Source organism: Streptomyces sp. NPDC059398, from assembly GCF_042751845.1.
In the GTDB taxonomy this organism is placed as follows: Bacteria; Actinomycetota; Actinomycetes; order Streptomycetales; family Streptomycetaceae; genus Streptomyces.
In genome coordinates this window covers 73,191-91,998 of the sequence record NZ_JBHYWP010000004.1, presented here as the reverse complement: position 1 = coordinate 91,998, position 18,808 = coordinate 73,191, and the positions used below count along the sequence as shown (strand labels likewise).

21 protein-coding genes are annotated in these 18,808 nt (G+C 71.9%); 13 read left to right on the top strand and 8 right to left on the bottom strand.

Going from position 1 to position 18,808, the window contains the following annotated elements; translation table 11 throughout:
* Window positions 1–268 precede the first annotated feature (268 nt).
* Together ACFXBC_RS03075 and ACFXBC_RS03070 are read left to right on the top strand one after the other, a co-directional pair.
* Window positions 269–424: a hypothetical protein gene (locus ACFXBC_RS03075; protein WP_385018025.1), complete on the top strand. Its 156-nt coding sequence runs from the start codon at window positions 269–271 to the stop codon at window positions 422–424.
* A gap of 132 nt (window positions 425–556) precedes the next feature.
* Window positions 557–748 (top strand): hypothetical protein, encoded by a 192-nt coding sequence (locus ACFXBC_RS03070; protein WP_385018023.1) that lies wholly within the window; start codon window positions 557–559, stop codon window positions 746–748.
* A gap of 118 nt (window positions 749–866) precedes the next feature.
* Here ACFXBC_RS03070 and ACFXBC_RS03065 read toward each other — a convergent pair whose 3' ends face one another.
* Both ACFXBC_RS03065 and ACFXBC_RS03060 read right to left on the bottom strand, forming a co-directional pair.
* The gene (locus ACFXBC_RS03065) at window positions 867–1,178 is read right to left on the bottom strand and encodes a hypothetical protein (RefSeq protein WP_385018021.1); all 312 of its coding nucleotides are present in this window, start codon (window positions 1,176–1,178) and stop codon (window positions 867–869) included.
* A gap of 49 nt (window positions 1,179–1,227) precedes the next feature.
* A complete protein-coding gene (locus tag ACFXBC_RS03060) occupies window positions 1,228–2,958 on the bottom strand; it encodes a fatty acid--CoA ligase family protein (RefSeq protein WP_385018019.1) in 1,731 nt (576 codons plus the stop codon).
* Between the two features lie 84 nt (window positions 2,959–3,042).
* Here ACFXBC_RS03060 and ACFXBC_RS03055 point away from each other — a divergent pair, with 84 nt between their 5' ends.
* Genes ACFXBC_RS03055 through ACFXBC_RS03045 form a run of 3 tightly spaced genes read left to right on the top strand, consistent with a single transcriptional unit; the run spans window position 3,043 to window position 5,416 of the window.
* Complete coding sequence (locus ACFXBC_RS03055; protein WP_385018017.1) at window positions 3,043–4,218, top strand: lipid-transfer protein; 1,176 nt, start codon at window positions 3,043–3,045, stop codon at window positions 4,216–4,218.
* A 5-nt stretch (window positions 4,219–4,223) separates the two neighbouring features.
* Complete coding sequence (locus tag ACFXBC_RS03050; RefSeq protein ID WP_385018015.1) at window positions 4,224–4,649, top strand: Zn-ribbon domain-containing OB-fold protein; 426 nt, start codon at window positions 4,224–4,226, stop codon at window positions 4,647–4,649.
* A complete protein-coding gene (locus ACFXBC_RS03045; RefSeq protein WP_385018014.1) occupies window positions 4,646–5,416 on the top strand; it encodes an enoyl-CoA hydratase/isomerase family protein in 771 nt (256 codons plus the stop codon). Before ACFXBC_RS03050 ends, ACFXBC_RS03045 begins: the two co-directional genes overlap by 4 nt.
* 41 nt (window positions 5,417–5,457) lie before the next feature.
* On the opposite strand, the gene ACFXBC_RS03040 is transcribed toward ACFXBC_RS03045, so the two are convergent.
* Complete coding sequence (locus tag ACFXBC_RS03040; RefSeq protein ID WP_385018012.1) at window positions 5,458–5,976, bottom strand: hypothetical protein; 519 nt, start codon at window positions 5,974–5,976, stop codon at window positions 5,458–5,460.
* A 110-nt stretch (window positions 5,977–6,086) separates the two neighbouring features.
* Between ACFXBC_RS03040 and ACFXBC_RS03035 the strand changes: the two genes are divergently transcribed.
* Entirely contained in the window at window positions 6,087–6,869 is a 783-nt protein-coding gene (locus ACFXBC_RS03035) for a hypothetical protein (protein ID WP_385018010.1), read from the top strand.
* A gap of 36 nt (window positions 6,870–6,905) precedes the next feature.
* Here ACFXBC_RS03035 and ACFXBC_RS03030 read toward each other — a convergent pair whose 3' ends face one another.
* Window positions 6,906–9,395, bottom strand: a complete 2,490-nt coding sequence (locus ACFXBC_RS03030) for a serine/threonine-protein kinase (protein WP_385018008.1) — start codon at window positions 9,393–9,395, stop codon at window positions 6,906–6,908.
* A gap of 450 nt (window positions 9,396–9,845) precedes the next feature.
* On the opposite strand from ACFXBC_RS03030, the gene ACFXBC_RS03025 reads away from it, so the two are divergent.
* On the top strand, window positions 9,846–10,493 hold the full coding sequence (locus ACFXBC_RS03025; RefSeq protein ID WP_385018006.1) for a TetR family transcriptional regulator: 648 nt from the start codon (window positions 9,846–9,848) through the stop codon (window positions 10,491–10,493).
* 123 nt (window positions 10,494–10,616) lie between these two features.
* Here the strand turns inward: ACFXBC_RS03025 and ACFXBC_RS03020 are convergent, their stop codons facing one another.
* Window positions 10,617–11,123: a nitroreductase family deazaflavin-dependent oxidoreductase gene (locus ACFXBC_RS03020; RefSeq protein WP_385018004.1), complete on the bottom strand. Its 507-nt coding sequence runs from the start codon at window positions 11,121–11,123 to the stop codon at window positions 10,617–10,619.
* Window positions 11,123–12,313 (bottom strand): acyl-CoA dehydrogenase family protein, encoded by a 1,191-nt coding sequence (locus ACFXBC_RS03015; RefSeq protein ID WP_385018002.1) that lies wholly within the window; start codon window positions 12,311–12,313, stop codon window positions 11,123–11,125. The genes ACFXBC_RS03020 and ACFXBC_RS03015 overlap by 1 nt, the downstream gene beginning before the upstream one ends.
* A 149-nt stretch (window positions 12,314–12,462) precedes the next feature.
* On the opposite strand from ACFXBC_RS03015, the gene ACFXBC_RS03010 reads away from it, so the two are divergent.
* The 6 genes from ACFXBC_RS03010 (at window position 12,463) to ACFXBC_RS02985 (ending at window position 17,247) form a co-directional block, all read left to right on the top strand.
* Entirely contained in the window at window positions 12,463–13,653 is a 1,191-nt protein-coding gene (locus tag ACFXBC_RS03010; protein WP_385018000.1) for an acetyl-CoA acetyltransferase, read from the top strand.
* A gap of 74 nt (window positions 13,654–13,727) precedes the next feature.
* On the top strand, window positions 13,728–14,105 hold the full coding sequence (locus tag ACFXBC_RS03005) for a type II toxin-antitoxin system RelE/ParE family toxin (RefSeq protein ID WP_385017998.1): 378 nt from the start codon (window positions 13,728–13,730) through the stop codon (window positions 14,103–14,105).
* Complete coding sequence (locus ACFXBC_RS03000; RefSeq protein WP_385017996.1) at window positions 14,102–14,440, top strand: XRE family transcriptional regulator; 339 nt, start codon at window positions 14,102–14,104, stop codon at window positions 14,438–14,440. The genes ACFXBC_RS03005 and ACFXBC_RS03000 overlap by 4 nt, the downstream gene beginning before the upstream one ends.
* A 430-nt stretch (window positions 14,441–14,870) precedes the next feature.
* Window positions 14,871–15,308: an XRE family transcriptional regulator gene (locus tag ACFXBC_RS02995; protein ID WP_385017994.1), complete on the top strand. Its 438-nt coding sequence runs from the start codon at window positions 14,871–14,873 to the stop codon at window positions 15,306–15,308.
* Window positions 15,309–15,316: 8 nt separating this feature from the next.
* A complete protein-coding gene (locus ACFXBC_RS02990; protein WP_385017992.1) occupies window positions 15,317–15,907 on the top strand; it encodes a toxin in 591 nt (196 codons plus the stop codon).
* Window positions 15,904–17,247, top strand: a complete 1,344-nt coding sequence (locus tag ACFXBC_RS02985; RefSeq protein WP_385017990.1) for an MAB_1171c family putative transporter — start codon at window positions 15,904–15,906, stop codon at window positions 17,245–17,247. Before ACFXBC_RS02990 ends, ACFXBC_RS02985 begins: the two co-directional genes overlap by 4 nt.
* Window positions 17,248–17,392: 145 nt before the next feature.
* On the opposite strand, the gene ACFXBC_RS02980 is transcribed toward ACFXBC_RS02985, so the two are convergent.
* Window positions 17,393–18,241, bottom strand: a complete 849-nt coding sequence (locus ACFXBC_RS02980; RefSeq protein ID WP_385017988.1) for an SMP-30/gluconolactonase/LRE family protein — start codon at window positions 18,239–18,241, stop codon at window positions 17,393–17,395.
* Between the two features lie 82 nt (window positions 18,242–18,323).
* Complete coding sequence (locus ACFXBC_RS02975) at window positions 18,324–18,719, bottom strand: DUF1611 domain-containing protein (RefSeq protein WP_385018127.1); 396 nt, start codon at window positions 18,717–18,719, stop codon at window positions 18,324–18,326.
* Window positions 18,720–18,808 lie beyond the last annotated feature (89 nt).

Genomic DNA, 18,808 nt, shown 5'->3' with positions numbered 1-18,808 from the left:
CGGAGCGGATGTTCCCGTCAGGAGCAGGCGCGTTCCGGGGCGGGAAGGGGCCGCCCGGCCCCCTAGCGGGCGTTCATCGTTTGTTTATCGCGACCCGACATTCTCATTCCACGACGAGCCGTCGTGTCGGGGGGCAGGCGGCCGTCAGGAGGGCCCCGCACCGGCGAACTAAGGTGAGCGGCCTGCGGAACGTCCGTCCGGCCGCGCTCGGGGGAGCAGCCGGACGGGCTTCAGCACCACGGATTCACTAACAGGGGAGTTGACCACCATGACCGCAGAGCCGCAGAGCGACGCCGCCGTCGACCCGGACAACGCGCACATCACGGACAAGCCCACCGTCGCGAAGCCCGCGAACGCGCACATCACCGACAAGCCGACCACGGTGAAGCCCGACAACGCACACATCACCGACAAGACCGCGTGATCTGAGACCTGCACGACGGGGCACGGGGGAACCGGGGGAACAGTGGCCGTGGTGGCCCGGAGGGGGAGCCACCACGGCCGCTGCCGTATGTGCGCACCCATCGTCCGACACTCCCGTAACGAAAGAGCTGCCATGACACTGAAGAAGAAGCTGTTCGCCACCGCCGCCCTGGTGATAGCCACCGCCGCGGCCTCCGCGACACCGGCCCTGGCCAACGGTCACGTGACGGGCACCGCCCCGTCGACCGCCCAGGTCCAGGCCGCCAAGGTGGTCCCGGACAACGGCCACATCACCTCGGCCCCGCTGGAGTCCCGCGCGAGCTGACGTCCCGCGCCGACCGTGGGGGATGCGGCACGCCACACCGCGTCCCCCACCCCAGGACGTCAGACGGACCTCGTCAGTACGCGAGGCGCGCAGAGCTTTTTCAGGGTGGTCCCGCCCCTCACGAAGCACCTCGCTGACCAGCGGCTTCGCCTGACTGCGCGGCGAAGTGGCGCTCCACCTCACGTCGCTCGGCCTGGGCCGCGGCCATCTCGGCCTCAGTGACCGGCCCGCCCTGCTTCTCCATCCACGCCACCAGCTCACCCAGCCTTTCGCGCTCCCGGTCGCGCTCCCGGTAGCGCTCCCTCTCGCTTTCCCACCTGCGCTCCACAGCTGCGGTGAGGTACGCGCCGAAGCCACCGGGGCCGACCTCGCGAAGGATCTCCTCGGCCAGCTCCTCCGGGAGCGTCACGCTGTACTTCTTGGCTGCCATACCGTCCACCATGCCAGCCAATGCCGAGTTCGCGGACCGATTACCCCCACTACCCCCTCCCCCGCAGCTCCCCCTTCACCACCTTCCCGCTGGCGTTGCGCGGCAGGCCGGTCACGAATTCGACCTCGCGCGGGACCTTGTAGTTGGCCATCTCGCGGCGGGACCACGCGATCAGGTCGTCCGCCGTCAGGGTCGCCCCGGGGCGCCGGACCGCGTACGCCTTGCCGACCTCGCCGAGGCGGCCGTCCGGGATGCCGACGACCGCCACGTCCGCGATGTCCGGGTGGAGGCCGAGCAGTTGCTCTATCTCCGCCGGGTAGGCGTTGAAGCCACCGACGATGAACATGTCCTTGATCCGGTCGGTGATCCGCAGATTTCCTGCCTCGTCCAGGACGCCCACATCGCCGGTGCGCAGCCAGCCGTCCGGGGTGAACGCCTCCGCCGTCGCCTCCGGGGCCTCGAAGTACTCGCGCATGACGTGGAAGCCACGCACCAGCACCTCGCCCGGTTCGCCCGGTGGGGCCGAGACCCGTACCTCGGTGTCCGGGATCGCGCGGCCCGATGTCGAGGCGATGACCTCCACGCTGTCGCCCCCGCGGCACATCGTGACGATGCCGCTCGCCTCGGAGAGGCCGTACGCCGTGATCACCGTCGCGATGTGCAGCTCCGTGCGCAGCCGCTCGACCAGCTGGAGCGGGACGACCGCCGCGCCCGTCACGACCAGCCGCAGCGGGCTGAGATCGTGCTGGTCGCGGGCGGGGTGGTCGAGCAGGGACTGGTGGAGGGTGGGCGGTCCTGGCAGGACCGAGATGCGTTCGGCGGTGACGTTGGCGAGCACCGTGTCCACATTGAAGACCGGCTGCGGCACCATCGTCGCGCCGCGCATCAGACAGGCGATGATGCCGGCCTTGTAGCCGAAGGTGTGGAAGAACGGGTTGACGATGAGATAGCGGTCGCCCTCGCGCAGCCCGGCCAGCTCGCACCAGATGTCGTAGCAGCGCAGGGTCTGCGCATGGCTGATGACCGCGCCCTTGGGGCGGCCCGTGGTGCCGGAGGTGAAGATGATGTCCGAGGGCGACGCGGAGTCCACCGCGTCCGCGCGGGCCCGTACCTCGGCGCCGGAGACCTGCTCGCCGCCCGCCAGGAAGTCCTTCCAGGTGCGGAAGGACTCCGGGGCGTCGTCGGAGAGGACCACCACCTGCTCCAGCTGCGGAAGCGCGGGCAGCGGCCCGGCAGCCCCGCTCCCGGCTCCGGTCCCGCTCCCGGCTCCGGCCCTGCTCCCGGCGCCGGTTCTGCTCCTCTCACCGTCCGCACTCCCCGTACCGTCCGCACTCCCCGTACCGGCCCCGTCCCCCGCACCGTCCGCGCTCCCCGCAGCGCCCCCGCCCTCCCCGCCCGCCGCGCGCCGCAGCGACGCCACATAGGAGGTGCCGAGGAAGGTGCCGGTGACGAAGAGGAGTCTGGCCCGGCTGCGCTCCAGTACGTACGCGGCCTCCGTGCCCTTGAAGCGGGTGTTCAGCGGGACCAGGACCGCCCCCGCGGTCACCGCGCCGAGTGCGGAGACGATCCAGTCGACGGTGTTGGGCGCCCAGACCGCGACCCGGTCACCGGCCTCCACCCCGGACGCGATACACGCGGCCGCCGCCCGCTCGACCCGCTCGCCCAACTCCGTGTAGGAGATCCGGGTACGGCCGTCGACGACCGCCTCCCGTTCGCCGTACCGTTCGGCGGCGGACCGCACCAGCGCCGGAATACTGCCCCACTCCACATCCCCGCGCATCGTCTGCCTCCCACACCCAGTAGCCGGAACGCCGTAGCTGACTATCCGTCAGATTAGCTGTAGCCTTCCCCGCTGTCAGCAGTCATGACGTCCCCGGAGGTGGCGATGGCAGTGGCGACGCTCAAAGACGCAACGGCGATAGTCGGGATAGGCCAGACCGCGTTCGCCAGGCAACTCCAGGAATCCGAGAAGGCGTTGGCCTGCCGGGCCGTGCTCGCCGCGCTGGATGACGCCGGGATCGCACCGTCCGAGGTGGACGCCTTCTCCTCGTACACGATGGAGGACACCGACGAGGTCGAGGTCGCCAAGGCGGTCGGAGCCGGTGATGTCACCTTCTTCTCGAAGGTCGGCTACGGCGGTGGCGGCTCCTGCGCGACCGTCGCCCACCTCGCAGCGGCCGTCGCGACCGGGCAGGCCAACGTCGGAGTCGCCTGGCGCTCACGCAAACGCGGCAGCGGCCCGCGCCCCTGGAGCAACACGGCGGTGCAGCTGCCGACCCCTGCCCAGTGGACCCGCCCCTTCGGCCTGCTGCGGCCCGCCGACGAGATCGGCATGCTCGCCCGCCGGTACATGCACGAGTACGGGGCCACCCGCGACCACCTCTTCAACGTCGCGCTGGCCTGCCGCAACCGCGCCAACCAGAATCCGGCCGCGATCATGTACGACCGCCCGCTGACCCGCGACATGTATATGACCTCCCGGTGGATCAGCGAACCGCTCTGCCTCTTCGACAACTGCCTGGAGACGGACGGCGCCCTCGCCTGCGTGATCGTCTCCGCCGAACGCGCCCGCGACTGCCGCCGCAGGCCCGTCTACGTACACGCCGCCGCCCAGGGCCTGCCCGCCCAGCACCACGGCATGGTCAACTACTGGACCGACGAACCGCTGACCGGCCCCGCCTGGACGGCCGCCCGTCACCTCTGGAAGCACGCGGACTTCGGCCCCGACGACGTCGACGTGGCGCAGATCTACGACGCCTTCACCCCGCTCGTCCCGCTCTCGCTTGAGGGGTACGGCTTCTGCGGGCGCGGCGAGGGCGCCGGGTTCACCGAGGGCGGCGCGCTGGAGATCGGCGGCAGGCTGCCGCTCAACACCGGCGGCGGCGGTCTCAGCGAGGGCTATGTGCACGGCTTCAACCTGATCACCGAGGGCGTCAAACAGCTGCGTGGCACCTCCACCGCCCAGGTGCCCGGCGCCGGCACCTGCCTGGTCACGGCGGGCGAGTGCGTCCCCACATCCGCGATCCTGCTGAGGAGTTGAGCCCGGTGCTCCAGCCCGTCACCGACGACGACGGCGCCCCCTTCTGGGAGTACGCCGCCCGGCACGAACTGCGCGTCCAGTCCTGCGCCGGCTGCTCGACGCTGCGCTTCCCGCCCCGCCCCTGCTGCCCGCGGTGCCAGTCCTTCGACAGCGAGTGGCAGCGGATGTCCGGGCGCGGCCGCATCTGGTCGTACGTCGTCCCGCATCCGCCGCTGCTGCCCGACTACGCGGCCGAGGCCCCGTACAACGCGGTCGTGGTGGAGCTGGCGGACGCCCCGCACATCCGGCTCGTCGGCAATGTGGTCGCCGGGCCCGACGCCCCGCTGAACTCGGTGGACCCCGAGCGGCTGCGGATCGGCGCCCGGGTGCAGGTCACCTTCGCCGAGACGGACGGGGCGACCCTGCCGCGCTGGCTCCTGGAGCGGCCATGAGTCTGCGCGTCGAGAGGAACCAGGAGACCGGGGTCGCGGTCGTCACCCTCGACCGGCCCGGCCGGCTCAACGCCGTCGACCTGGCGACCGCCGGTGAACTGGCCGCCGTCTGGAAGGAGTTCCGCTTCGACACCTCGGTACGGGCAGCCGTCGTCACCGGGGCCGGGACCCGGGCCTTCTGCACCGGGATCGACCGCGCGGCCGATGTGCCGCAGCCCCCGTCCCCGTACTCCGTCGACGATCCGCTCATCGCGATCGGCCCGAAGGCCAACGACCTGTGGAAGCCGGTGGTCGCGGCGGTGCGCGGCATGGCGTGCGGCGGGGCGTTCTATCTGCTGGGCGAGGCCGAGTTCGTGATCGCGGCCGACGACGCCACGTTCTTCGACCCGCACACGACGTACGGCATGGTCAGCGCGTACGAGACCATCTACCTCGCCCAGCGGATGCCCTTCGGCGAGGTCGCCCGGATGGCGCTGATGGGGACGGCCGAGCGGATCTCGGCGCGACGGGCGTACGAGACGGGCTTTGTCAGCGAGGTGACACCGCCCGGCGACGAGCTGGCCGCCGCGGTCGGCTGCGCCGAGACGATGGCCTCGTATCCGACGGATGCGGTGCAGGGGACGGTACGGGCGGTGTGGGCGGCGAAGGAGGCGGCCCGCGCACAGGCGCTGGCGCAGGCCCCCCACCTCGTGGCCCTGGGCAACCTGCCACCGGACCGGCAGTCGGCGCTCTTCGGGGGCAGGAAAGGGGATTTCCGGGTGCGGTGACCGGGGTGGCGAGTGCCGGGTGCCGGATGCCGCGTGCCGGGTCAGTAGGCGTACTGCACCGAGTCGATACGGCACCTGGTGACCGAGCCGGCGTCCGACGGGACCGACATCGGCACCTTCACCGTGGCGCTGGAGTCGCCGTACACCTGGACGGTCGCGCTGCCCGTGTCCACGACCGAACCGCCCCTGCCGAGGAAGCTCATGCTGACCCGGTAGCTGTTGCTGCCGCTCGCCTTACGGGCCGACACCCGTACGGTGGCGGCGGCCGCACCCTTCTTCGCACAGGTCACCACGGTGCCGGTGGCCTTGGGGTCGGGCGCACGGCGGGTGCCGCTCGTGTGACCTGTGGTGGAACCGCTCGACGAGCCGTATGTGCTGTCGTACGTACTGTCGTTGTCGCTGTAGTGGTGGTGCGTGGTGGAAGTGCTGTGGCTCTTGCTGCTGGAGCAGCCGCCGCCGGAACTGTGGCTGTGGCTGTGGCTGCTGTGGCGCGAGAAGCCCGTCAGCGCGAGGACCACCCCCACCAGGACGGCACCGAACCGCAAACGTCGCATGATCATGTCATCTCCCCCGTTCGGCGGACACGGTAGCAGCAGGCACACCGCTGTGGTGGCAGGTGCCGGAAGCCCGGCGTAGCGTCGAAAACGAGATCCGGCGGAGGAGACCGAAGATGATGCGCAACGCCCTGGGCTCCCTCGTCGCTCTCGTCGGAGCGGCGGCCGCCGTATACAGCCCCTTCCGTAACTGGTACGACGGTCGCCACGGCAGCGAGTACCGCATCCAGGACCTCTTCAACGGCATCACGGCGCACAAGCCCGACGCGGGCGGCTCGATCCTGATCCCGTTCGCCTTCGCGGCGCTCATCACCGTGATCGGCATTCTGCTGCGCTCGCGCCTGCTGGTGACGCTGGCGGGCCTGATCACCATCGCCTTCACCGTGCTGTGGATGGTCCGCGTAGGCATCGCGGAACACAGCCTGGCCATCAGCTCCGGTGGGCGGGGGCTCGGCCTCGGTGTCGGTGACGCGCTGATCGGCGGGGTGCTGATGCTGCTGGGTGCGGGGCTGATGCGCGGACGGCGGGCGCCCGCGCCCGCGCCCGCGCCTCCGGGGGCGCCGGGGGCGGGGACCGGGGGTACGGGGGCGTATGCGGCGCCTCCGCCGTACGAGGATCGTGGGGCGGGGGCGCCGGTGGACGGGCCGTACGGGACCGGGCCGGGGGCGCCGGTGGACCGGCCGTACGAGACCGGGTCGGCCGGGGCACCTCTGGACCGGCCGTACGAGACCGGGTCGGCCGGGGCACCTCTGGACCGGCCGTACCAGCCGGAGGACGAGCACGACACGCTGTCGTTCAGTTCGGCCGATCTGCCTGCGGAGCTCACGGCTCCTGAGGAGCCGGGGGAGCGCGGCGGTTCGGGCGGTGGGGCCACGCGGGCTCGGCCCCCGGGGGAGTGACCGCTTCCGGGGGCTCCGCCTCCGGACCCCCGCTCCTCAACTGGCCCGGCCCGTGCCCGTCCCCTTGGCGGCGTCCAGGGCGTAGACGCAGCGGTCCTTGCTGCACGCGTACACGACTCCCCCGCGTACCACCGGTGAGCCGGTGATCTCGCCGCCCGTGGCCAGTTTCCAGCGGAGCTGGCCGCCCACCGCGTCCAGCGTGTACAGGCAGTGGTCCGCCGAGCCGAAGTGGATTCTGCCGTCCGCGACCACCGGCGCTCCGACCACCTCGCCGCCCGCGGCGAAACGCCACTTGGGGGTGCCGGTCACCGCGTCCAGCGTGTAGAGCGCGCTGCCGCTGCCCACATGGACGTTGCCCTGGGCGACGAGCAGCGGGTGGAGCGACTGCCGGGACTCGGTGGCGATGCGCCAGCGGTCCTTGCCGGTCGCCGCGTCGATGGCGTACACCGTGCCGAGGTAGTCGGCGAGGTACACACCGCCCCCGGCCACCGCGGGCCCGGGGGCGAAGGCCGGGGCCGACAGGAAGACCGCGGGGGCCTCGAAGTGCCAGCGCACCAGGCCGGACGTGCGGTCGACCGACAGGACGCGGGTGCCGGCCGCGATGTACACACAGCCGTCGTCGGCGGACGTCACCCGCACGGGCACTCCCCCGCACGCCGCCGCGTCGCCCACCGGGTACGACCAGCGCTCGGTGCCGGTACGCGGGTCGAGTGCGAAGAGGCGGGCGTCCTTCCAGACGTACACCGTGTCCCCGTGGATCGCCGGCCCTGACTCCGGTGTCTCGAAATCCGTCTGGGCTCCGCTCAGCTCCCACAGCTTCTCGCCGTTGGACGCCTCCCATGCCTGTACGCCGCCGCCCCGGGTGCCGGTGACGACGGTGCCGCGCTCGGCCTGGAGCGAGTAGACCCACGCGTCAGCCGAGAGGCGCCACCGGTCGGTGCCGTCGGTGCCGTCGAGCGCGTACAGGGTCGGGCCGTCGGAGGCGTGGATCAGACCGCCCGCCACGGCCATCGCCCACGCCACGTCCTTGGTCTTGAACTGGCGCCGCCCGCTGCCCACATCGAGCGCGTGCACCTCGAAGGAGGTGACGTACAGCAGCTCGCCCTCGACGGCCGGGGTCCCCCAGACGTCGTTCGACATACGGAACCGCCAGGGGCGCCAGCGGGTGGCCCCCTCGGGGGCCCGGGGGGCGGGTGGCGCGGCCGTCGCGGGCGCCGCCTCCGCTCCGTGCCGGCCCGCCGGGGGGCGTACCCACCCGGTCGCGGGACCGGCCGATCCGGCGGGCGTGGCGGCGTGCGCCCGGGCCTCGGCGACGCGCGGCCCCGGCCCGATGGGCACCTGGGCGCCCGGCAGCCGTACGGATCCGTCCCGCCACCCGGTCTGGTGCTGGGCCTGCGGCTGGTGTTGCGGCTGGGGCTGGTGTTGCGCGTGAGCCGGCTGCGGCTGGTGTCGCTGCTGTGCCTGGGCGGGCTGCGGCTGCTGTGCGGGCGCCTGTTGCGCCTGGGCCGACTGCGGCTGGGGCTGGGGCTGAGGCTGGGCGGCCCTGGACGGCTGGGCCGGCTGCGGTGGGTCGTACGACGGTCTCGGCGGCGGCGAGGGGTTCGCCGGACGCGGCACGGGCGCGGGCGGGCGGCCTCCGCGCCGGGTCTCGATCATCGCGGTGGCGCGGGCCGGCAGCCAGGCGGACGCGGTGCCGCTGTCGTCGCCGCCGGACGCGAAGAGATGCGGGGCCAGCTGCGCCTGGAGGTCCTCGGGGCTGGGCCGCTGGGTGAAGTCCTGCTGCATACACGCCTCGATCAGCGGGCGCAGCTCATCGGGCAGGCCCGACAGATTGGGGCCCTCGCGCAGCAGCATGAACACCGTCTCGACCGGGTTCGCCCCGTGGAACGGCGCATGGCCGGTCGCCGCGAAGACCAGCGTCGAGCCGAGCGAGAACACATCGCTCGCGCCCTTCACATTGCGCGAGTCCTTCGCCTGTTCGGGTGACATGTACGCAGGGGTGCCGACCGCGACGTTCGTCATGGTCAGCCGGGTGTTGGAGACGCCCGACGCGATACCGAAGTCGATGACGCGCGGCCCGTCCTCCACCACCAGCACATTGGACGGCTTGAGATCCCGGTGGACGAGGCCCGCGCCGTGGATCGACTGGAGGGCCTCGGCGATCCCGGCGGCCAGCCAGCGGACCGCCTGGGCCGGCATCGGCCCGCACTCACTCACTATCTCTTCGAGCGAGGGCGCGGGCACATACGCGGTGGCCAGCCAGGGCACGGCGGCGCGTGCGTCGGCATCGACCACGGCGGCCGTGTAGAAGCCGCTGACGGCGCGGGCGGCCTCCACCTCGCGGGAGAAGCGGACCCGGAACAGCTGGTCCTCGGCGAGCTCGGTCCGTACGGTCTTGATCGCCACGCGCCTGCCCGATGCCGAGCGCGCCAGATAGACCAGCCCCATACCGCCGGCCCCGAGCCGCCCGAGCACCTCGAACGGGCCGATCCGCCTCGGATCGTGCTGCGTCAGCTGCTCCACCACGCGCCTCCCACCTCCCCGTACGGGCCCCGGGGAAGGGGGACCGCGAAATACAGCTGAGTTCAGCGTCTCACCACTGGGCACCGCCCGGCGGTGCGCACCCCGATTGTTCCTGTCCGAGGTGCTCGTTGCGAACCCGGGGGCGGATCGGGGTGTCTCACCGCGATCCGGACATGGCGCCCACCGGGGACCCACGGACCGTACGGGCCGGGGCTGCCGCTCTTGTACGGTGGAGCCGCTCAGGAGTGATGCCCGTCACAGCGCGGACAGGTTTGACAGAGTTGTCCACGGAAGTTATCCACAGCCTGTTGATAACAATATCAATGCGGATCCAGCCGCCGGGCCGCCCCGGGCCGCCCCATGAGCGGCGCGGGCACCAGCACGAATACCGGCCGGGACCCCATTTGCAGTCGGCCGAATCGCGCTCCGATCACCCCTCGGTAAGCTGACGGCATGACAGGACAAGTACGCACCGTCGACGGCCGTGTGGCCGGCCGCCGAGGTCAGGCGACGCGGCAGAAGCTGCTCGACTGCCTCAGCGAGATGCTCAGCTCATCGCCGTACCGGGACGTCAAGGTCATCGACGTGGCCCGGAAGGCGGGGACTTCGCCCGCGACCTTCTACCAGTACTTCCCGGACGTCGAGGGCGCGGTCCTCGAAATCGCCGAGGAGATGGCCAAGGAGGGTGCGGGGCTCACCGAGTTGGTCTCCGGGCGCTCCTGGACCGGAAAGGCCGGCTGGCAGACGTCCGAGGAACTCGTGGAGGGATTCCTCGACTTCTGGCGCCGCCATGACGCGATCCTCCGCGTCGTCGACCTCGGTGCGGCCGAGGGCGACAAGCGGTTCTACAAGATCCGCATGAAGATCCTGAACTCCGTCACCAACTCCCTGACCGACGCGGTCAAGGAGCTCCAGGCCAAGGGCCGCGTCGACAAGGACGTCAGCCCCGCGGCGATGGCGGGCTCCCTGGTCGCCATGCTCGCCGCCGTGGCCGCGCACCAGAAGGGGTTCCAGACCTGGGGCGTCAAACAGGCCGAACTCCGCCCGAACCTCGCCCTCTTGGTCCACCTGGGCATCACGGGCAAGAAACCGACAAAGTAACCGCGGGGCGCCACCACGTCCTTCGTCCTGTCGCGCAGACGGCGGACCACATCGGTGGTCCGCCGTCCGCGTACCCGCGGCGTGGAGTGCGGCATACGGGGCGTATTTCGCGCGGCACACGCCTCAGCGGCGCTCCAGGCGGAAGAGCCTGATCTCCCGGTCCACCCTCGCCTGGTACGCGGCGTACGGCGGCCAGAACGCCAGCGCCGTGGCCCACACCTCGGCCCGCTCCGCACCCTCCAGCAGCCGCGCCCTGACCTGGATGTCCTCGCCCTTCCAGTTCATGTCGGCGTCCGGGTGCGCCAGCAGGTTGGCCGTCCACGCCGGATGGCCGGGACGCCCGAAGTTCGAACCGACCAGGACCCATGACGACGGCCACGGTGCGCCCTCGACACCGCTCCCCACTCCCCTCTTCTCCGGCATGCACGCCAATGGCGTAACCCTCGGCGCCCCGCTCCTCGCACCGGTCGCCGTGAGGATCACGCCGGGCAGCATCCGCGCGCTGAGCAGCACCTTTCCCCGGGTCAGCCGGTGCACCGCACGGTCCACCGCCGGTACGACGTGCGGCGCGAACCGGGCGAACGTACGGGTGGACGACACCTTCTGCACCAGTCGGGTCCCCCGCGTCATCAGACCGCGACCGCCGCTCGGCCCGCGAAGAGCCCCGCACACTCCGCCGCGTGCGCGCGCAGCCCGTGCACCGGGCCGAACAGCAGCTCGTCCGACGACGCCCGTTTGAAGTACAGCTGGATGTCGTGCTCCCAGGTGAAGCCGATCCCGCCGTGCAGCTGGACCGCGTCGGACGCCGCGCCGCGCAGCGCCTCCAGGCCCTGCGCCAGCGCGAGCCCGCCCGCTGCCGGGTCCCAGGCCGCGTAATACGCCGCCGACCTGGCCGCCTGCACCTGCACATAGAGCCCGGCCAGCCGGTGCTTCACGGCCTGGAACGAGCCGATGGGGCGTCCGAACTGCTCGCGCTGCCTTACGTGTTCGACCGTGAGCTCCAGCGCACGGTCCGCCGCGCCCACCGCTTCGGCGGCCAGCACGGCAGCCGCCGCACATCCGGTACGGGCGAGCGCTCCCGGCACACCGGCGACCCCGCCCGCCCCGCCGCGCTCCGGCTCATCGCCGAGCAACTCGGCTTCTGTGTCGCGCAGTTCGATTCGGGCCTGCGGCCGGGTCGCGTCCAGTGCGGTCTGCCGTGTCCGGGACATCCCGGCGGCGCCGGCCCGTACCAGGAAGAGCAGGGTACGGCTCCGGGCGAAGCCCCCGGTGTGTGCGGCGACCAGCAGCACCCCGGCGCTGTGCCCGTCGAGCACCTGGTCGGCCTGCCCGTACAGCCGCCACCCGTCGTCGGTGGGCCGCGCCTGGACACCGCCGGCCCGGCCGCCGCCCGCCCAGTCGCCCGCGTTGTCGCCGAGCAGCCCGAGCGCCGGGCCGAGCGGGGCCGCCAGGGTGGCGGTCAGCTCACCGCGTGCGATGCCCGGCAGCAGCTCCGCACGCTGGGCATCGGTGCCGAGCGCGGTGATCAGCGGTGTGGCCAGCGCGGCCGTCGCGAGGAGCGGAGACGGCAGCAGCGCCCGCCCCGTCTCCTCGCAGGCGAGCACCAGCTCGGCAGGGCCGCACCCCACTCCCCCGTACTCCGCGGGGATCGCGAGGCCGGGCAGCCCGAGCTGTCCGGCGAGAGTGCGCCAGAGCTCCTGGTCGTACCCGGCGGGGGTGGCGGCTGCGGCTCTGACCCCGTCCGGGCCGCAGCGTTTGGTCAGCAGTTCACGCAGGGTGCGGCGGATCTCGTCCTGCTCCGCGGTGAAGGCGGCATCCATGGGCGGGCCCCTCTCCTGATCTGACGGCGCGTCATAGTAGAGCGCGCCGAACCAGATGCCCAGAGGCGGTACGCGAGAGGCGCGACGGCCGCCCGGCACCCTTGCTCCGCACCCTTGCCCGGCAACTGATCTGATGTACCGTCAGATTTATGTCATCCACCGTCATATCTGCCCGTCCGCGGCGGCGGGTCGCCGTCGCCGGTGTCGCCCTGTCGGACTGCGGCAAGGCCGACGACGCGACCCCGTACGCCCTGCACGCCCAGGCGGCGCGCCGCGCGCTCGCCGATTCGGGCCTCGGCCGCGAGGTGATCGACGGCTTCGGCTCGGCGGGCCTGGGCACCCTCGCACCGGTCGAGGTAGCCGAGTACCTGGGCCTGAAACCCACCTGGGTGGACTCCACATCGGTCGGCGGCTCCACCTGGGAGGTGATGGCCGCCCACGCGGCCGACGCCATCGCCGCGGGCCACGCCAACGCGGTGCTGCTGGTGTACGGCTCCACGGCCCGCGCCGACATCAAGGCGCGCCGCCGCACATCGAACCTCTCCTTCGGCGCGCGCGGCCCGCTCCAGTTCGAGGTCCCGTACGGCCACTCGCTCATCGCCAAGTACGCGATGGCCGCCCGCCGCCATATGCACGAGTACGGGACGACACTGGAACAGCTCGCGTCGGTCGCGGTCCAGGCCCGCGCCAACGCGGCCCACAACCCGGACGCCCTGTACCGCACGCCGATCACCGTGGACGAGGTACTGGGCGGCCCGATGATCGCGGACCCGTTCACGAAACTGCACTGCTGCATCCGCAGCGACGGCGGCTGCGCGGTGCTGCTGGTGGCCGAGGAGTACGTACCGGACTGCGCCAAGACCCCCGTATGGGTCCTGGGCACGGGCGAACACGTCTCGCACACCACGATGTCCGAGTGGGACGACTTCACGGTCTCCCCCGCGGCGGTCAGCGGCCGGCTGGCCTTCGAGCGTGCGGGGGTCCGCCCGGCGGAGATCGATCTCGCGGAGATCTATGACGCGTTCACCTATATGACGCTGGTGACCCTGGAGGACCTGGGATTCTGCGCGAAGGGCGAGGGCGGCGCGTTCGTCGGGAAGGGCCGCCTGCTGCGCGACGGCGACCTACCCGTCAACACCGACGGCGGCGGCCTCTCGGCCTGCCACCCCGGGATGCGCGGCCTGTTCCTGCTGGTCGAGGCGGTACGACAGCTGCGCGGCGAGGCAGGCGAGAACCGCCAGGTCCACAAGGCGGGCGGCCGACTGCCGGAACTGGCGGTGGCGTCGGGGACGGGCGGCTGGTTCTGCTCGTCGGGGACGGTGGTGCTGGGGCGGGGGTAGACGGCCTCACCCGATGGGGTGAGCGGCAGGGCAACAGCAACCCGCGACTTAACGCTTGCGTTAACTTCCGGGGCATGGCTCAATGGGAAGTGCTCCTCGTCGCAGAAGTGGCGACATGGATGGAGAAACTGATCGAGACGGACTGGCAGAGCGCCAAGCAGGTGGAGCACGCCATCGATGTCCTCGCCGCTTTCGGCCCTGTGCTGGGACGGCCTCTTGTCGACCGGATCAAGGGTTGCGAACAGCACCACATGAAGGAGCTTCGTCCAGGGTCCGGAGGAAACAGCGAAATTCGGATCCTCTTTGCATTCGATCCCGTACGCAGGGCCGTCCTCCTGACAGCAGGGGACAAGACAGGGAGTTGGCGCGGTTGGTACGACACCAACGTTCCGCTCGCCGAACAGCGGTACCAGGACCACATCGCCGAGTTGGACACGAGGGAGTACGAATGAGCACGGTGAGGTGGGAAGACTTCAAGCGCCGCATCCACGAGGAGCGCGTGGCAGCCGGACTGCCCGTCCAGTCTCCCGAGGAGAAGCAGGCGGCCATGGACCAGCTCCTCGCCGAGGTACGGGCCTACCGGCTCGCCGAGATCCGCGCGGAGCAGGATCTGACCCAGCGCGATGTCGCCTCCAGCATGGGCGTCTCGGCCCCCCGGGTGTCCGCCATCGAGAACGGCGAGGTCGACCGTACGGAGATCGCCACCATGCGGTCGTACGTCCAGGCCCTGGGAGGGCGGCTCCGCGTGGTCGCGGACTTCGGCGACACCGAATACACGGTGGCCTGAACCAGCACGCGCGCCCCGCCGACTCGGACACCCCGCGTCAGCGGGCCCGCAAGGTCTGGCGCGGGCCCCGCCCCCCGAACCCCCCCCGGCGGGGGGGGGGCGCGGCGCGGGGGACGCGGGCGCCCCCCCGCGGGCGGGGCGCGCCCCCAACCGACCCAAGCTTCTGCTGGGGCGCCCCCCGCCCCCCCGGCGCCACGTCCCCGCGCCGGCGCCGGGGGCCCCCCCCCCCGCGGCGGTGAACGGTCTCCCCCACGAGGTGCCGGGATCAGATCGAGCCGAACCACATCCGCCCATTTGAGCTAACAGAAGAACAGCTGTCCGCCCATTTCCGCTGACGCCATGTGACCCTAGAGACGCCTCAATGCACTGTCAACTAAGATGAACGGCCACACGAAGCCCGGCACCGACCGGCACCGAGGAGGGGATACGGATGCCGACGCTGTCCGAAAAACTCGACACACTCTTCACCACGGTACGCAAGGAGGGCCGGGAGTACACCTACGAGGAAGTGGCGCGCGGCTGCGCCGAGTTGACTGGAGGGACCTTCTCCAAGACGTACGCCTGGCAGCTGCGCACCGGTCTGCGGGACAACCCGACCAAGCGCCACTTAGAGGCACTCGCCGCCTTCTTCCGGGTCCCGGTGGCCTACTTCTTCGACGACGGCACCACCGAACGCGTCGACTCCCAGCTGGCCGTGGCCACCGCCATGCGCAACGCGGACGTTCGCGACATCGCCCTGCGCGCGATGAGTCTCGATGACGCGGGCCGCAAATCCCTGGCCCGCATCATCCACGAGGTCAGCATCCTGCACGCCGCGCGGCCCGCCGACGATCCCCACCACCACGAGCCGCCCGACAACGAGGAGTAGGGGGCCCGGTGTTCCACCCCACGCGACGCCACGACGGCGAAGGCGGCATACCGAACCAGCGACGCGCCATCGGCGCCCTGCGTCGCGGCTGCCGGCGGCGCCTGGAGACCCTGACGCTGCCGCGCTCGTACGATCTGCCCCTGCTCTGCGAGCACGTGGGCAGGGCACGCGGCCGGACCATCCACCTCGTGCCGATGCACATGGACGCGACGGGCCCGTGCGGCATCGTGCTCTCCCTGCCGGGCGCCGACTACGTCGTGTACGAGGTGCAGACCAGCCGCCACCACCAGGAGCACATCATCGCCCACGAGCTGGCCCACCTGATCTGCGGACACCGCACCGCGGACCAGGCGGACGCCGCCGCATCCGGCGATGCGGCGGCCCTGCTCTTCCCCGATCTCGACCCCGGTCTCGTACGGGACCTGCTCTACCGGGAGCACTACTCGGACGTGCAGGAGCAGGAGGCCGAGGTGATGGCCTTCCTGATCGGCACCCGGCTGCGGGCCACGGACGCCTCCACGGGGCGGGCCCCCGCCCCTGACAGCACCCTGGGCCGGATACAGAGTTCACTCGACTGGCGACGGCGGGACGAGACATGACCAACCCCTGGTATCTCGTCGGCTCGTTGGCCTGCTGGGTCGCCTTCGCCTGCACGCTGATCCCGCTGCTGCACGGCTACCGCCGCGACCCGCCGGTCATCGCGCTGTGCGCCGCCTTCGGGAGCCAGGCGATGTATCTGCTGCTCTCGGTCCCCAAGCGCTGGACGGGCACCCTCTTCGGCACGGTCACCTGGTACAACGTCTCGGTCCAGATGTGGATGATCGCCACGCTGGCCTGCCAGCAGGTGCTGCTCGTCCACTGGACGCACCCGGTCGCCCGTGCCCGGACCGTCGCCCTGCGCCGCATGCTCGTCCTGGCCTGTGTGCCGACGGTGATGGCCGCTCTCTTCCTCTGCGCCACCCTCCAGGGCTCCCCGCACAACTCGTTCATCGACCTGCCCGGGTACCGCCCGGCCGACCAGCCGTTCTTCGTCGCGTACCAGGTCGTCTACCTCGCCACGCTGGCCACCGGGAAGGCCCTGGTGGCGCGCGCCTGCTGGACCTTCGCCCGACAGAGCGAGCTGTACGTACGCCAGAACGGGCTGTACGGACAGCAGCACGAGGGCAGCTGGCTGCGGCGCGGCCTGCGGACCGCGGCCGTCGGCGCCGCCGTCGAACTCCTCTATCCGCTGGGCCGGTTCGCGGACATCTTTCTCGCCTCGTACGGCTGGAACTCCGCGCAGTGGGCGGTGGTCTCACGGAGCGCCCTGACGGTGGGCATGGTCCTCAACATCGTCGGCTGGACCGCCCCCCTGTGGGGCACGCGCGCCTCGGCCGTCCTCGCCTGGTGCCGCGACTACCGCGACTACCGCAGGCTGCGGCCCCTGTGGTGCGCACTGCACCGCGCCTATCCGCGCATCCTGCTCCAGCCGCCTCTCGCCCACGACATCGCCGCCGTGCGGGATCTCCGCTTCCATCTGCACCGCAGAGTGATCGAGATCCGGGATGGCTATCTGGCGCTGGAAGGCGTCGCGGGGGCGTCGGAAGGCCCACGCGACGGGCGGCGCGCGGAAGCGGAAGCCGAAGCGGAACGGGAGGCCGGCTGGATCGCGGCGGCCTTGGCGACCGGCCGCGCCGGGGAGCCGGGTCGCGTCGCGGAGACCGTTCGCGCCGGGGAGACCGGGCCCGCCGGGGGGACCGGTTCCTCCGGGGGGACCGGTTCCTCCGGGGAGACCGGTTCCTCGGGGGGACCAGAGACCCGGTCCGCGCGAGCCGACGCGCGGCCCTCCGCCGCGCCCGGTGGAACGAGGCCGACACCGGAGACGGGCATCCAGGACTTCTCCGCCGATGTGGCATGGCTGACGTCGGTCTCGCGCGCGTACGCGCGCACCCACAGCTGACCCCGCACGCACAACCGGCACCTCGCGCACAACCGGCTCCTCGCACAACCGGCCCCTCGCGCAGCTGACCCCGCGCGCACGGCCGACCGCTCAGCCGGCGGAAAGGTCCGCCGGCTCCGGGCCGGTCCGGGCCGGGCCGGGCCGCTCAGCCGGCGAAGGGCACGGACGCCATGCCCTGGCCCGCGCCGGGGATCACAAACAGATTCCCGGCGAGGGGCTCGACGTCGCCCAGGTCGCGCCGTGCCGAGGTGACGTACAGATCGGTCAGGCCGGGCCCGCCGAACGCGCAGGACGAGGTGAGCGACACCGGAAAGGAGATCTCCCGGTCGAGGCGCCCGCCGGAGGTGTACCGGCGGACCGCGCCGCCCCGGAACAGAGCCACCCACACCGCGCCTTCGGCGTCCACGCACAGGCCGTCCGGTGCCCCCGCGGTATCGGCGACCTCGGCGAACACACGCCGCCCCGTGGCCCGCCCGGTCCCGGCGTCGTAGTCGAAGACGTCGATACGGTGGGTGAACGTGTCCACGAAGTACATCCGGCTGCCGTCCGGGCTCCATCCGATGCCGTTGCTGAGCCGTACGCCGTCGGCCGCGACGTCCAGCGTCCCGTCCGGGGAGACCCGGGACAGCCACCCCGGGGCGGACTCACCGGCGATGGTGCCGGCCCACAGCCGCCCCGCCGCGTCGATCCCGGTGTCGTTGCCGCGTACGCCACGGTCGGACCAGTTCACCAGCCACCGAAGGGAGTTGGCGTCCGCCTCGGTGACAGCGATCCCGTCGCGCAGGCTGAGTACGAGGCCGCCCCCCGCGCGGGGCCGCGCCGCCGCGACGGGCTGGTCGAACGTCCACGTCGCGACGGGGCCCCGGGCGGGGTCGAAGCGGTGGACGGCGCAGGCGTTCATGTCGACCCAGAGCAGGGTGCCGTCCACGGCGTCCCACGCGGGGCACTCGGCGAACGAAGCCCGCGCGGCCAGCGCGACCTGAGGGGTGGTCATGGAGACTCCTTAGGGGGACGCAACGACACGGGGACGCAACGGCGGAAGTACACGGCGGGGTATCGACCCTGGCCCACGTCGATCAGAGGCGGAACTCCGGCCGCCCGGCCAGCGCGGCATCCACCGCGTCGATGACGAGGTCGGCGCCGCCGCCGTCCAGGACGTCCGCGACCGGAAGTCCCAGGCCGCCCAGGGCTCGTACGTTCTCCCGGCCCCGGGTCACCACGGCCACCACGGGAGCGCCGCCAAGCGCCTCCACCAGCGGAATCTCCCGCTCCGGGGACGCCACCGGCAGGTGTTCCCAGTGGTAGCGCGTCCGGCGGGACGGGTCGTGCACGAAGACGACGGCGTCGGGCCTTGAGCCCTGGAGTATCGAGGTGGCCAGGCCGCCGAAGGCGGGGTGCAGGACGGACGCCTGGCCCTTGGTGATGAGCAGGTCGTGATGCGGGTCGGCGGCCCCGACGAGGTGCTCGACCAGGCCGGCCGCCTGGAAGACCGGGGCGGGGGCGTTTTAGGCGCCCCGCCGAGAGGCCACCACCACTGGGGTGTTGGCCGGGGGCCCAATTA

What these genes read in the sequence shown, in the direction of transcription:
- ACFXBC_RS03035 (WP_385018010.1), top strand. Translation starts at nt 6,087, where the DNA reads ATGATGCGCAACGCCCTGGGCTCCCTCGTCGCTCTCGTCGGAGCGGCG.
- ACFXBC_RS03005 (WP_385017998.1), top strand. Translation starts at nt 13,728, where the DNA reads ATGGCTCAATGGGAAGTGCTCCTCGTCGCAGAAGTGGCGACATGGATG.
- ACFXBC_RS03060 (WP_385018019.1), bottom strand. Translation starts at nt 2,958, where the DNA reads ATGCGCGGGGATGTGGAGTGGGGCAGTATTCCGGCGCTGGTGCGGTCC.
- ACFXBC_RS03075 (WP_385018025.1), top strand. Translation starts at nt 269, where the DNA reads ATGACCGCAGAGCCGCAGAGCGACGCCGCCGTCGACCCGGACAACGCG.
- ACFXBC_RS03065 (WP_385018021.1), bottom strand. Translation starts at nt 1,178, where the DNA reads ATGGCAGCCAAGAAGTACAGCGTGACGCTCCCGGAGGAGCTGGCCGAG.
- ACFXBC_RS03055 (WP_385018017.1), top strand. Translation starts at nt 3,043, where the DNA reads ATGACGTCCCCGGAGGTGGCGATGGCAGTGGCGACGCTCAAAGACGCA.
- ACFXBC_RS03000 (WP_385017996.1), top strand. Translation starts at nt 14,102, where the DNA reads ATGAGCACGGTGAGGTGGGAAGACTTCAAGCGCCGCATCCACGAGGAG.
- ACFXBC_RS03040 (WP_385018012.1), bottom strand. Translation starts at nt 5,976, where the DNA reads ATGATCATGCGACGTTTGCGGTTCGGTGCCGTCCTGGTGGGGGTGGTC.
- ACFXBC_RS03020 (WP_385018004.1), bottom strand. Translation starts at nt 11,123, where the DNA reads ATGACGCGGGGGACCCGACTGGTGCAGAAGGTGTCGTCCACCCGTACG.
- ACFXBC_RS03025 (WP_385018006.1), top strand. Translation starts at nt 9,846, where the DNA reads ATGACAGGACAAGTACGCACCGTCGACGGCCGTGTGGCCGGCCGCCGA.
- ACFXBC_RS03010 (WP_385018000.1), top strand. Translation starts at nt 12,463, where the DNA reads ATGTCATCCACCGTCATATCTGCCCGTCCGCGGCGGCGGGTCGCCGTC.
- ACFXBC_RS03070 (WP_385018023.1), top strand. Translation starts at nt 557, where the DNA reads ATGACACTGAAGAAGAAGCTGTTCGCCACCGCCGCCCTGGTGATAGCC.
- ACFXBC_RS02995 (WP_385017994.1), top strand. Translation starts at nt 14,871, where the DNA reads ATGCCGACGCTGTCCGAAAAACTCGACACACTCTTCACCACGGTACGC.
- ACFXBC_RS03045 (WP_385018014.1), top strand. Translation starts at nt 4,646, where the DNA reads ATGAGTCTGCGCGTCGAGAGGAACCAGGAGACCGGGGTCGCGGTCGTC.
- ACFXBC_RS03015 (WP_385018002.1), bottom strand. Translation starts at nt 12,313, where the DNA reads ATGGATGCCGCCTTCACCGCGGAGCAGGACGAGATCCGCCGCACCCTG.
- ACFXBC_RS02980 (WP_385017988.1), bottom strand. Translation starts at nt 18,241, where the DNA reads ATGACCACCCCTCAGGTCGCGCTGGCCGCGCGGGCTTCGTTCGCCGAG.
- ACFXBC_RS02985 (WP_385017990.1), top strand. Translation starts at nt 15,904, where the DNA reads ATGACCAACCCCTGGTATCTCGTCGGCTCGTTGGCCTGCTGGGTCGCC.